At 53.6% G+C, this 12,410-nt stretch carries 11 protein-coding genes and 1 pseudogene; 4 read left to right on the plus strand and 8 right to left on the minus strand.

What is annotated here, in order from left to right:
- Positions 1-52 precede the first annotated feature (52 nt).
- Together ACIGG6_RS02920 and ACIGG6_RS02925 are read left to right on the plus strand one after the other, a co-directional pair.
- On the plus strand, positions 53-553 hold the full coding sequence (locus ACIGG6_RS02920) for a peptidylprolyl isomerase (protein ID WP_083023535.1): 501 nt from the start codon (positions 53-55) through the stop codon (positions 551-553).
- 14 nt (positions 554-567) lie between these two features.
- Positions 568-1,338 carry a UDP-2,3-diacylglucosamine diphosphatase gene (locus tag ACIGG6_RS02925; protein WP_399842075.1) on the plus strand — a complete coding sequence of 257 codons (771 nt, stop codon included), beginning with the start codon at positions 568-570 and terminating at the stop codon, positions 1,336-1,338.
- Between the two features lie 79 nt (positions 1,339-1,417).
- On the opposite strand, the gene ACIGG6_RS02930 is transcribed toward ACIGG6_RS02925, so the two are convergent.
- From ACIGG6_RS02930 to ACIGG6_RS02965, 8 genes are all read right to left on the minus strand, one after another.
- Positions 1,418-3,235, minus strand: a complete 1,818-nt coding sequence (locus tag ACIGG6_RS02930; protein ID WP_399842078.1) for a SurA N-terminal domain-containing protein — start codon at positions 3,233-3,235, stop codon at positions 1,418-1,420.
- A gap of 111 nt (positions 3,236-3,346) precedes the next feature.
- Positions 3,347-3,619 (minus strand): HU family DNA-binding protein, encoded by a 273-nt coding sequence (locus ACIGG6_RS02935; RefSeq protein WP_009724302.1) that lies wholly within the window; start codon positions 3,617-3,619, stop codon positions 3,347-3,349.
- A 191-nt stretch (positions 3,620-3,810) separates the two neighbouring features.
- On the minus strand, positions 3,811-6,237 hold the full coding sequence (lon, locus tag ACIGG6_RS02940) for an endopeptidase La (RefSeq protein ID WP_399842081.1): 2,427 nt from the start codon (positions 6,235-6,237) through the stop codon (positions 3,811-3,813).
- A gap of 199 nt (positions 6,238-6,436) precedes the next feature.
- Entirely contained in the window at positions 6,437-7,717 is a 1,281-nt protein-coding gene (gene clpX, locus ACIGG6_RS02945) for an ATP-dependent Clp protease ATP-binding subunit ClpX (RefSeq protein ID WP_253503778.1), read from the minus strand.
- A 74-nt stretch (positions 7,718-7,791) separates the two neighbouring features.
- Positions 7,792-8,409, minus strand: coding sequence for an ATP-dependent Clp endopeptidase proteolytic subunit ClpP (clpP, locus tag ACIGG6_RS02950; protein ID WP_083023527.1), 618 nt, complete (start codon positions 8,407-8,409; stop codon positions 7,792-7,794).
- A gap of 65 nt (positions 8,410-8,474) precedes the next feature.
- On the minus strand, positions 8,475-9,827 hold the full coding sequence (gene tig / locus ACIGG6_RS02955; protein WP_253503781.1) for a trigger factor: 1,353 nt from the start codon (positions 9,825-9,827) through the stop codon (positions 8,475-8,477).
- A gap of 151 nt (positions 9,828-9,978) precedes the next feature.
- A complete protein-coding gene (locus tag ACIGG6_RS02960; RefSeq protein WP_044629426.1) occupies positions 9,979-10,347 on the minus strand; it encodes a hypothetical protein in 369 nt (122 codons plus the stop codon).
- Positions 10,348-10,349: 2 nt separating this feature from the next.
- The gene (locus ACIGG6_RS02965; RefSeq protein WP_253505399.1) at positions 10,350-10,811 is read right to left on the minus strand and encodes a flavodoxin domain-containing protein; all 462 of its coding nucleotides are present in this window, start codon (positions 10,809-10,811) and stop codon (positions 10,350-10,352) included.
- 157 nt (positions 10,812-10,968) lie between these two features.
- Here ACIGG6_RS02965 and ACIGG6_RS02970 point away from each other — a divergent pair, with 157 nt between their 5' ends.
- Both ACIGG6_RS02970 and ACIGG6_RS02975 read left to right on the plus strand, forming a co-directional pair.
- Positions 10,969-11,175 (plus strand): DUF2788 domain-containing protein, encoded by a 207-nt coding sequence (locus ACIGG6_RS02970; RefSeq protein WP_044629428.1) that lies wholly within the window; start codon positions 10,969-10,971, stop codon positions 11,173-11,175.
- Positions 11,176-11,305: 130 nt separating this feature from the next.
- Positions 11,306-12,410, plus strand: a pseudogene (locus ACIGG6_RS02975) (IS1182 family transposase); the annotation flags it as partial.

Raw genomic sequence — 12,410 nt, forward strand, 5'->3', positions numbered from 1 at the left:
ACGCCGATGCACAGCGCCAAGGCGAACGCCTTTATTGAACAGGAATTTATCTATGATCGTATTACAGACGAACCACGGTGACATCACCATTGCGCTTAATCATGAAAAAGCCCCGGCTACCGCGGCAAATTTCGAACAGTACGTGCGCGACGGTTTTTACGACGGCACGCTGTTTCACCGGGTCATTGATGGCTTCATGGTTCAGGGCGGCGGCTTCGATCAGGATTTCAACCAGAAAGCCACCCGCGACCCGATTGAAAACGAAGCGGACAACGGCTTGCAGAATACGGTCGGCACGCTGGCCATGGCCCGCACCCAAGACCCTCACTCCGCCACCGCACAGTTCTTCATCAACGTTGGCAACAATAGCTTCCTGAACCACAGCGGCAAAAGCTTGCAGGGCTGGGGCTACGCGGTGTTTGGTGAAGTGGTTGAAGGCATGGATGTGGTTAACGCCATTAAAGGCGTCAGCACCACGCGCCGTGGTATGCACGCTGACGTTCCCGCAGAAGATGTCATCATCGAGCGCGCTTACGTGAAGGAAGCGGAATAACCGTTGGGAGCTTTATGCGTACTCTGCTAGTAGCTGATATGCATCTAAGTCACGACACCCCTGAGATTAATCAGGGGTTTTACCGTTACTTGGAACATACCGCCGAAGGGGCGGACGCGCTCTACATTTTGGGCGATCTTTTTGATGCCTGGATTGGCGACGACCTGCTGGATACTCCTCATCCGTTAAGCGCGGTTGCTCATGAGGTGATGACACGGCTGCGCACGTTAAGCGACGCGGGTACGGCTGTATATTTCATTCACGGCAACCGAGATTTTTTGCTGGGCGAGCGTTTCATTAATGGCTGCCAAGCCACGCTGCTACCAGAAAGCGAGCAGGTAGAGCTGCAAGGCGTACCCGCCGTCATTTTGCATGGCGACAGCCTGTGCACCAAAGACGAGGCCTACATGGCATTTCGTGCACAGTCACGCAATGAACAGTGGCAGTCCCAGATTCTTGCGCTGCCATTAGAGCAGCGGCTGGAACTCGCCAAGAGCCTGCGTATGCAATCGGGTGATGCCAACGCTGGAAAAGCGGAGGACATCATGGATGTTACTCAGGAAGAAGTCGTTGCGCTGATGCAGCGCCACGGTGTGTCGACCATGATTCATGGTCATACCCACCGTCCGAAAGTGCACGACCTGACGGTGGAAGACGTGCCCGCCAAACGTTTTGTGTTAGGCGATTGGGATAGCGAACACGGCTGGGATATTGTGATTGAAAGCTCCAATGATCGCCATGCGGAGCCAGTTTTACGCCAGTTTCCGCTAAACGCTCCGCCCTAAACAATGCTCTTTAAGCATTAAAAAAGCCGATCGAAAATTGATCGGCTTTTTCTTGGCAGCAGGTAGAGATAAATAACCTTTAGCGTTCAATCTCCGCGTCGCTACGCAGATCATCCATCAACCCTTGGATAACCGACTGAGCGCGCAGTTGCTCGGCCATCTGAGCGACAAACGATGTCATCTGCTCATTCACCTCGCCAATAGAGACGCTATCCAACGCGACGACGGCCACACCTTGGGGCATATTCACGGCACGATAGACGCTTTCGCCCTCTTCAGGGCGCGGCATGCGAAACACTTCACCCACCAGCGCCTGAGGCAGCGTACTGTCAGACTGGCGAGAGATGTTATTGGCTTCCAGCCACTCCAGCTCAACGGCATCGCCCGCACGGAGCAAGGCGATCAATTCTGCTGCCTGCTCCTGAAGTGCTTCTTGGCGCTGCTGAGCAGCAACAGCCTGCTCTACTTCATCGCGCACTTCATCTAGAGGCAGAACAGTCGCATCACGATGCTCGGCGACACGAAGCACTAAGCGGCGGTCGTTGTCGAGCTCAATCACTTCGCTGTTGTAGCCCTCTTCCAGCACGTCTGCGCTGAAGGCTTCTTCCAACACGCCTGGCTCAGAAAGCACACCATCCCCTTCACCACGAGCCAGCCAGTCCGTTTGGTTGAGTGTCAGGCCTAAGTCATCGGCTACGCTCTTAAGATCATCTGCGGCAAAGCTTTCATCAATCAGGCGCTGCACCTGCTCATTGAACTCATCGTTAACGTCGCGCAGAGCCACTTCTTGGGCAAGCGCATCGCGTTGCTCTTCAAACGACGGACCTGCCAGCTCAGTCACTTGAAGAATATGGAAAGCACCGTCCATTTCCACCAGTTGTGAGGTTTCCCCTACGCCTAATGAAAAAGCCGCTTCATCGAACGCATCGCCAAAGAAGCCACGGCTGATGACGCCAAGGTCACCGCCATCTTCAGCACTGGCAGTATCATCAGAGTAACGCGCAGCGGTGTCAGCAAAGCTATCACCGTCATTGAGGGAATTGAGTGCCTCATTCGCCACTGCCTCGGCTTCTTCGCGGCTACGCTCGTCACCAAAGGTCACCATGATATGAGATACCCGACGGTCAGCGCTTTGATTCTGCTCACGCCAAGCATCTCGAAGCGCCTGCTCATCCACCTGGACATCTTCCACCATGGCTTGGCGGTCAATTAAAACGTACTCAACACGCACCTGCTCTGGGCGCTCGAAGCGAGCCTCGTTAGCGTCGTAGTACGTCTGCATTTGCGCTTCTGTTACATTGATATCGACGTCAGCATCAGCTGCATTCAACATGAAATAGCGAAAATCACGCTGCTGGCGTTGTAACTCGGCTAAGCGCTCTTCTTCACTGGGGAGGCTGAAATCGCTAAACGCGAGACCCTGTTGCAGGTGCTGACGCTTAATATCGACCCGTAGCTCTTCGCGGAATGACAGCGGCGTATAGCCCGCACCGGCTAGGCGATTACGGAAGATCTCAGCAGAGAAGCGGCCATCCTGATCATGAAACTCAGGCAGGCTGACAATCATTTGATCCAGCTGAGCGTCGGAAACAAAAAAACCGCCCTCTTCAGCGTACTGGGTCAACAGTGATTGGGTAATGAGTTGATCGAGCATGTCATTGCGCAAAGCGCGCTCTTGCTCGGGAGGAACTTGGCCAGAACGCAGCGCGCGCTGCACTTCTAGCTCAACTTGCTGGCGCATAATGGGTTCGCCATTAACGCTGGCGACTTCATTGGGGTCGCTACCGAACACGCTAAACAGCGACTCCACGCCAAACAGTGCCATGGCAGCCACCATGAGCCCTATAATTATCTTGGCACCCCAGCTTCTGGAGCCATCTCGTATACTTTGCAGCATGCTAGCCTCAGATCATCAAAGCCATCTATTGCCCAAACCATCGGGCCAGAAAAGAACATGGGCGCATCGCGGATGCGATGCGCCCATTAGGTTACAGCAAACGCGAGCCAATTAGTTGACGGCGTCTTTCAGCGCTTTACCGGCTTTAAAGCTGGGCACTTTTGCTGCGCTGATTTCGATTGGCTGACCCGTTTGGGGGTTGCGACCAGTACGCGCAGCACGTTCTTTAATAGCGAAGGTACCAAAACCTACCAGAGAAACACTCTCGCCTTTTTTGAGGCTATCGGTGACAGACTCCACCATGGCATCCAATGCGCGGGTTGCCGCTGCTTTAGGAATATCTGCAGACGCGGCAATAGCTTCAATCAGCTCGGACTTATTCACACTTCACCCCTTAACTGTTTCAAAAAATGGCTCTGAACGGCACGGTCACCAAGTGCATCAACCTCAAAGCATAGCTGCGTTTTATAGCAATGCCTTGAAACACCTGTCAAGCGACCGGACCGTGAAATGCCCGCTGCTCAAGGCATTGGGCAAATTTATTAAGTAAAATTAAAGCAAAACTGCTTTAACGCTTAATGGGTACTTGCAACAGCATTTGCATTGAAAGACTTATCTGCGCCCTTTAATGAAGCGCCTTCGGCAACATTCTCTGCCAGCGCCACGGCCAGCACGTCATCTATCCAGCGTACGGGGCGAATATCAAGCGCTCCTTTGATATTCTCCGGTACTTCCTTGAGATCTCGACGATTTTCCTCAGGAATTAAGACGGTCTTTATACCACCCCGCCGGGCCGCCAGCAATTTCTCCTTTAGACCCCCAATCGGTAATACTTCACCACGCAGGTTTACCTCCCCTGTCATGGCCACATCGCACCGTACTGGCCGCTGAGTATAGGCGGAGACAATCGCCGTTACCATGGCAATACCCGCGCTGGGGCCATCCTTCGGCGTAGCGCCTTCTGGTACATGGATATGCAGGTCTTCGTTTTCAAACCGCTGCGGGTCAATTCCATAGGCCTGAGCACGCGCCTTCACGACGGTTTGTGCTGCACTTACCGACTCTTTCATGACATCACCAAGCGAACCGGTCTTGTTAATACGACCTTTACCTGGCGTCACTACCGACTCAATGTTGAGCAGCTCCCCACCTACGGACGTCCAAGCCAAGCCGGTTACACGACCGACTTGGTCCTCCTGCTCCGCCAAGCCATAGCTATAGCGGCGCACACCGGCATAAGTCTCAATCTGATCAGCGGAGAGCACCTGCTGCGCCTGCAGCTTGCTGCCTGCCTTATCTTTCGAGGTGCGCTCAGCTTCTAAGCGCTCACGCAGCACTTTACGACACACTTTAGCGATCTGACGCTCAAGCTCGCGTACACCCGCCTCACGAGTGTAGTAGCGCACCAACTCAAGCAACGCGTCGTCATTCAGCGCTAGCTCTTCTTCCTTAAGCCCGTTAGCTTCTAGCTGCTTGGGTAGCAGGTAGCGCCTAGCGATGGCGAGCTTCTCGTCTTCGGTGTAGCCCGGTAGACGAATAATCTCCATACGGTCCAACAGCGGGCCTGGGATATTCATTGAGTTCGCGGTACAAATAAACAGCGTCTCAGAGAGGTCGTAATCCAGCTCAAGGTAGTGATCACTAAAGCTGTTGTTCTGCTCGGGGTCCAATACCTCTAGAAGCGCTGACGCCGGATCACCACGGTGGTCCATGCCTAGTTTATCCACCTCATCCAACAGGAAAAGCGGATTTTTCACCCCGGCACGGCTCATACGCTGCATCAGCTTGCCTGGCAGCGAGCCAATATAGGTGCGGCGATGGCCACGGATTTCCGACTCATCGCGCACACCACCCAGCGCCAGGCGGACGTACTTACGATTTGTCGCGCGGGCGATGGATTGACCAAGGGACGTTTTACCTACCCCAGGTGGGCCTACCAAGCAGAGCACCGGCCCTTTCATTTTCCGTACGCGCTTTTGTACGGCTAGGTACTCAAGAATGCGCGCCTTCACTTCTTCCAGGCCGTAATGATCTTCATCCAGCACCTGCTGGGCTTTTACCAGATCGTGCTTAACGCGCGTGCGCTTTTTCCATGGAACGGCAATTAGCCAGTCCAGATATGAGCGCACCACGGTCGCCTCAGCAGAATTGGCAGCCATCATTTTGAGCTTATTAAGCTCTTGAGTCGCTTTATCAGACGCTTCTTTGGGCATCCCAGACTCTTTGATCGCCTGTTCGTACTTTTCGGCTTCGTTGGGTACGTTATCCAGCTCACCCATCTCTTTCTGGATGGCCTTCATCTGCTCATTGAGATAGTACTCACGCTGCGTTTTTTCCATCTGCTCTTTAACACGCGAGCGGATGCGCTTCTCGACCTGGAGCAGATCAATCTCAGACTCAATCAGCGCCATCAGGTGTTCAATACGGTCGCGTACGCGATCCATTTCGAGCAGCTCTTGCTTGTCACCAATTTTCAGCGACAGGTGGGCGCAGATGGTGTCGACCAAACGGCTAGGGTCTTCGATGCCCGACAGCGAGTTAAGCACTTCGTTGGGCACTTTCTTAGACAGCTTGACGTACTGCTCGAACTGATTGAGCAGGACACGCACTAGTGCTTCTTGCTCACGACTGGTAAGCGGCTCGCTTTCACGTGGGGTTAAGTGCGCCTGAGTGTAGCCCGCTTCGTTTTCTTCGATATCGATAACATCAGCGCGGAAGCTGCCTTCAATCAACACCTTTACAGTGCCATCAGGCAGCTTAAGCAGCTGCATGATGTCAGCGACGGTCCCCATCGCGTAGAGGTCCGCATTATCAGGATCATCCTGTGAGGCCTCGCGCTGAGCCACCAGCAGTACACGCTTGTCGGCTTCCATCGCGGCTTCTAAGGCTTGAATGGACTTCTCACGGCCAACAAAAAGCGGAATAACCATTTGCGGGTACACAACCACATCCCGCAAAGGCAACAGGGGTAGACATTGTGTCTGATCGGCGTTCTGCTGCATCGCAGACGTTCCTCAAATTCGGATGAGTACTTGAAGGGTACTTAGCCAAGTACCTCACAGTATGAAAGGGCATGACACGACACATCACCGTGTGCTGGCCAGCCGTTTCAACAATAGCGTAGAACAACAAGGGGCCGCCTAGGCGACCCCTTGGTTTGGCACAAGCGGTGAAAGCTAGGCCGTGGCACGTACCGAAGGGTTAACCGTCAGTACCGTCGACCCGCGCTTCTTCCTGCTGCGAGTAGATCAACAGTGGCTCGCTTTCGCCAGCAATGACGGAACCATCGATGACGACCTTGCTCACCCCTTCCAAGGAAGGAATTTCATACATGGTATCCAGCAGCACAGACTCTAGGATAGAACGCAGCCCACGAGCACCGGTTTTACGTTCCATGGCTTTCACAGCCACAGCCCGTAAGGCGTCGTCTCTAAACTCAAGCGTGACGTCTTCCATCTCGAAGAGCTTGGCATACTGCTTGATCAGCGAGTTTTTCGGCTCAGTCAAAATCTGAACCAGTGCGTCTTCTGTCAGCTCAGTCAGCGTTGCAATCACTGGCAGGCGACCCACAAACTCAGGAATCAAGCCAAACTTGACCAGATCCTCTGGCTCGACATCCGCGAGTAGCTCGCCAACGCCTCGCGAAGACTCTTTGCTTTTCACGCTGGCATTGAAACCAATACCGCCTTTCTCAGCACGGTCGCGAATGACTTTATCCAAGCCAGCAAAAGCACCACCCACAATAAACAGGATATTGGCCGTATTGACCTGAACAAACTCCTGCTGGGGATGCTTACGCCCACCTTGGGGAGGAACGGACGCCGTTGTGCCTTCAATTAGCTTCAACAGCGCCTGCTGTACGCCTTCGCCAGAGACATCGCGGGTAATCGACGGGTTATCCGATTTACGTGAAATTTTGTCGATTTCATCGATATAGACGATGCCGCGCTCGGCTTTCTCAACGTCGTAGTCGCACTTTTGCAGCAGCTTTTGGATGATATTTTCAACATCTTCACCCACATAGCCTGCTTCGGTCAGCGTCGTTGCATCAGCAATAGTAAAAGGTACATTCAATAGCCGAGCCATGGTCTCGGCGAGGAGCGTTTTACCGCTACCCGTCGGGCCAATTAGCAGGATGTTGGACTTACCTAGCTCCACATCGCCTTCACGTACTTCTGACTTCAGACGCTTGTAGTGGTTATAAACCGCTACAGACAGCACCATCTTGGCGCGGTCTTGTCCGATGACGTAGTCGTCCAATGTATGACGTATTTCGCGGGGCGTAGGTAAACGCTCCTCATCGCTCTCGGCATCGGCTTCGAGAACTTCTTCGCGAATGATGTCATTACATAAGTCGACACACTCATCGCAGATATACACGGACGGGCCGGCAATCAGCTTACGAACTTCGTTTTGGTTTTTGCCACAAAACGAGCAGTAAAGCAGTTTGCCACCTTCGTCCTTGCCTTTGCCGTCGGCCATTCGCGTACCTCTGTCACTGCGGCGGCTGACGCCGCCTGAAAAGCTCGTTAGAAAAGCAGAATCCTATCACGCTATCAGGATGTAGGCCGCTTATCCAGCACTGCGTCAATCAAGCCATACTCTTTTGCTTTATTGGCGCTCATAAAATTGTCGCGGTCAGTATCCTGAGCCACTTTCTCAATATCCTGGCCAGTGTGGTGAGCCAGAATTTGATTCAGTTTTTCACGAATACCGAGAATTTCACGGGTGTGAATCTCAATATCCGACGCTTGACCTTGGTAGCCACCTAGCGGCTGGTGAATCATCACGCGGGAGTTAGGTAAGCAGTAACGCTTGCCCGCAGCGCCTGCTGTTAGCAGGAGCGCGCCCATGCTGGCAGCCTGACCAATACATACGGTGGAAACATCCGGCTTAATAAACTGCATGGTGTCATAAATTGACATACCCGCCGTTACCGAACCACCGGGTGAATTGATGTAAAGATGGATATCCTTATCGGGGTTTTCAGACTCAAGAAACAACAGCTGCGCCACGACAAGGTTAGCCATGTAATCTTCTACCGGCCCTACCAGGAAAATCACGCGCTCTTTTAAAAGGCGCGAGTAGATGTCGTAGGCTCTTTCCCCTTTGGCGCTCTGCTCAACCACCATGGGCACTAAACCGCCGGCGTTTTGAATATCAAACTCACTCATTCGGGTGATTCCTTGCGTCCGGTAAGGGAAAAGCGCACCCAGATAGGGTGCGCCACGCGATGAGATCAGGCGCCTGCCTGTTCGCCCTCTTCGGCATTCTCATCTTGCTCAGCCTGCTGCTGAGCAGCAGCCAGCGCTTGCTGGTAAGACATTTCGACGTCTTTAACGTTCGCTTGCTCAAGCAGCTTCTCAACGGCCTTCTCTTCGAGAATGGCAGATTTTACCTGAGTTTTCAGCTGCTCATTACCCATGTAGTACTCAACCACTTCGGAGGGATCTTGGTACTGCTCAGCCAGCTCTTCTACTTTGGCTTTGATGGCCGCGTCGTCTGCGTCCAGTTCATTGGCTTTGATCACTTCAGCTAGCAATAGACCAACCTGAACACGGCTCTTCGCCTGCTCTTCAAATAGCTCATTCGGCAGCTGGCTAACGTCAAAATCTTCACCCAGGCCAAACTGCTGAGCGGCTTGACGCTTCATGCCGTCCGTTTCTTGCTGAACCAGCGCGCTGGGCACGGGAATGTCGTTCGCTTTTTTCAGCGCATCCAGCACCTGCTGCTTAACACGGTTGTCAACAGCCTGAGCCGCTTCGCGGGTCATGTTCTTCTTAATTTCAGCACGGAATTTGGCTTCATCGCCGTCTTCTACACCGAAACGCTCGATGAACTCAGCATCAACTTCCGGCAGTTTCTGGCTGCTTACTTTGTGAACGGTCACCTTGAAGGTGGCGTCTTGACCGGCCAGATGCTCGGCTTGGTAATCCGCTGGGAAAGTGACGGAGATGGTTTTTTCTTCGCCTGCTTTAGCACCGATCAGTTGCTCTTCAAAACCTGGAATGAAGCTGTTAGAACCGATGACTAACGCGTGGCCTTCTGCACTTCCACCTTCAAATGGCTCGTCGCCCAGGAAGCCTTGGAAATCGATGGTGACTTGGTCACCGTCAGCAGCGGCAGCGTCAACTTCTTCCCATGCGGCGTTTTGCTTACGCAGGGTATCGATCATTTCATCGACATCTGCTTCGCTGACAGACACAACCGGGCGCTCAACGTCTGTACCTTCGATAGAGGTCAGCTCAACCTGCGGGTAAATTTCCATTACCGCAACGAACTCAAGGTCTTTACCTTCTTCATTAACTTTTGGCTCAATCTGCGGGAAACCGGCAGGGTTGAGTTCTTTTTCTGTGATCGCGCGAACGTAGCGTTCACGCATCACTTCGCCTACCACTTCACTGCGCACGCTGTCGCCATAGCGCTGACGCACGACGGCCATTGGCACCCGGCCTTGGCGGAAACCGTTCAAGCGAACGTTTTTCGCGGTGTCTTTCAAGCGAGCGCTGACGGCCTCGTCGATTTCTGCTGCCGGCACTTGAATCGTGATACGGCGTTCGATCTGGGAGGTCGTCTCGACGGAAACTTGCATGAATTGTCCTCTAGCGGCTGGGCGTTGTGTTGATTGCGTAAAATATGTTCAAGGGGGCAATTTTAAGAACCCTGACGCATGGTGGCAAGCGCCATGCTCGCAAGATGGGGGCGCAAGCACCAATTACAAGGGTTTAAAGGTACAAAAATCGTTACTCTCGTGCAGACCACCACAGGGAAACCGCATGCAGCAGCAGACCACACGTCGCCGCGTGAGAGATAAAGACCTGCCAGCTAATCCAATCAGTAAACATGGCGTGCCAAGCCCCCATCACCAGCGCTCCGAGCACCAGCATGATCGCTAGACGCTTTATTAACGCTGGTAGCGCCTGACGAGCCTCTTGAGACAGCATCCTCCACTGGAACGCGGCTGCGCCAGCCACTAGCACCAAGGCCATCAGCAGAAGGGTTTGGCGCGTCTCATGCCCTCCCACCATATAGCGCGGGAGCGCAGCGAGCATCACGATGCATAAGCCAACCGCTACGCTCACTCGCTTGGGAGAGTAAACCGTTTGCTGCATGGCTATGCTACCTTTAGCTTCTGAGCATCAATCCACTCCTCTACCCACGGCACCGCTGCATCATCCGCCATGAAGGTTTCCATCGCGTCGATTTCAAGGCGCTCACCTAAACGGTGGGCGCCATGATCCTGCAGCAACTCATCTAAGGCTCTCCCCGCGCCACAGTACGTATCACCGTAGGAACTATCGCCAAGCGCGATCAACCCATAACGCAGTCCCGCCAACGAGGGGCTTTGATCTTTTAGACTGCGAACAAAGGGCACAAAGTTACCGGGAAAATCACCGCTCCCCGTGGTAGACACACAGAAAAGCGTTAGATCACTGGCTTGGGAAACATCGTCTACAGAGGGCTGTTCTGAAATATCAACGTCATAGCCCGCCTGCTCAAACAGCGGCTTTACCTGCTCTGCAACGTCTAACGCACCGCCATACATGGTGCCGACCAGAATGGTTAACTTAGGCATTGGCCTACTCCTCGGCAAAGTTGTCGTACTGCGCTTTGTTAAGTCCGCAAAGTTCAGTCGACAAATACCTGATGAATTTGCTCAAATATTAACACGACTGACAAAAATGACGCACGCCCCACCATGGGCTACCGACAATCGTCCAACAGGAGCGCTTATGCAGCAGACCTTTGAGACATGGATCACGCCCATTATGGTTGGCGGCCTGATCATTTTTATGTGTTTTATTATTTGGGATCTCGCAAAAAAATCGAACGCAGGCAAATTTGGCACGATTATGTTGTTTGTGGTATTAGGTGCCGGAATGTTGGGCTACGTCATTAAAGTGGTGATCACTTGGCTGATTGAGGGTGGAGGTATTTAGCCAGATAGCGCCCTATTTGTAGCCTATAAAAAAGGAGTGCCATTAGGCACTCCTCAGACTGCTGACAAAGCCCTGGCCCTTCGGCCAGGGTTTTGCTTTGATAAGCGTATCGTTTTTAGTGGTGGCCGATATGCTCAAAGACCCTTCCCCCCAACAGCACGAACTGGAGATGGTCACGCTCGAAGAACTCGTGCCCTCGAACCATCTGTTGCGTCAGATTGAGGCCGCCCTCGACTTCAGCTTTATCCGCGAGCGCGTCCGTCATCTTTACTGCGCTGATAATGGTCGACCTGCGCTGGATCCCGTGCTGCTCTTCAAGGCCTTGTTGATCGGCTATCTGTTCGGCATTCGTAGCGAGCGCCAGTTGATGCGCGAGATCCAGGTGAACGTCGCCTACCGCTGGTTCCTCGGCTTGCGCTTGACCGACAAGGTGCCCGACGCCTCAACCATCAGCCAGAACCGACGCCGCCGCTTCTCCGATAGTACGATCCACCAAGAGATCTTCGATACCATTGTCGAGCAAGCCATTGCACAAGGCTTGGTGGGCGGCGACGTGCTCTACACCGACAGCACGCATCTCAAGGCCAATGCCAACAAGCATCGTTTTGAGCGCCAAGAGGTCGAGACGACGGCACGGGACTATCTGGACGCCCTGGATGTGGCGGTTGAGGAGGACCGCGCTCAACACGGAAAAAAGCCCTGACGCCGCGTGCTGAGGCACCGGCTACTGTCGAAAAGAAAATCAGCCTCACCGATCCGGATAGCGGCTATATGGTGCGCGATGGCAAGCCAACAGGGTTCTTTTATCTGGATCACCGCACGGTGGACGGCAAGCACGCCATTATTACCGATACCCATGTTACCCCGACCAGTATGCACGATAGCGTGCCTTACTTGGCGCGACTGGACCATCAGTGCCAGCGCTTCGGGCTGGACCCGGTCGGTGTCGGCCTCGACGCAGGTTACTTTACGGCGGCTATCTGTCATGGACTGGAGGAGCGCGGGCTTTATGGTGTCATCGGCTACCGCCGTCCCAGTAAGCTGAAAGGGTATCTACCCAAACGTGCCTTTACCTATGACGCGGCGACCAACACCTATCAGTGCCCAGAGGGCCAATCGCTGATCTATGCCACCACGGATCGACATGGCTACCGCCACTATCGCAGTGATCCTAAGATCTGCCGGGGCTGTCCTCGGCTGGCGACCTGTACCCGCAACGCCAAGCAGATAAAAAC

Origin of the sequence: Vreelandella lionensis (genome assembly GCF_044543515.1) — a bacterium.
GTDB classification, from domain to species: domain Bacteria; phylum Pseudomonadota; class Gammaproteobacteria; order Pseudomonadales; family Halomonadaceae; genus Vreelandella; species Vreelandella lionensis.

Coding starts and splice junctions, on each gene's coding strand:
- ACIGG6_RS02920 (WP_083023535.1), top strand. CDS start 53: ATGATCGTATTACAGACGAACCACGGTGACATCACCATTGCGCTTAAT.
- ACIGG6_RS02925 (WP_399842075.1), top strand. CDS start 568: ATGCGTACTCTGCTAGTAGCTGATATGCATCTAAGTCACGACACCCCT.
- ACIGG6_RS02930 (WP_399842078.1), bottom strand. CDS start 3,235: ATGCTGCAAAGTATACGAGATGGCTCCAGAAGCTGGGGTGCCAAGATA.
- lon (WP_399842081.1), bottom strand. CDS start 6,237: ATGCAGCAGAACGCCGATCAGACACAATGTCTACCCCTGTTGCCTTTG.
- clpX (WP_253503778.1), bottom strand. CDS start 7,717: ATGGCCGACGGCAAAGGCAAGGACGAAGGTGGCAAACTGCTTTACTGC.
- clpP (WP_083023527.1), bottom strand. CDS start 8,409: ATGAGTGAGTTTGATATTCAAAACGCCGGCGGTTTAGTGCCCATGGTG.
- tig (WP_253503781.1), bottom strand. CDS start 9,827: ATGCAAGTTTCCGTCGAGACGACCTCCCAGATCGAACGCCGTATCACG.
- ACIGG6_RS02960 (WP_044629426.1), bottom strand. CDS start 10,347: ATGCAGCAAACGGTTTACTCTCCCAAGCGAGTGAGCGTAGCGGTTGGC.
- ACIGG6_RS02965 (WP_253505399.1), bottom strand. CDS start 10,811: ATGCCTAAGTTAACCATTCTGGTCGGCACCATGTATGGCGGTGCGTTA.
- ACIGG6_RS02970 (WP_044629428.1), top strand. CDS start 10,969: ATGCAGCAGACCTTTGAGACATGGATCACGCCCATTATGGTTGGCGGC.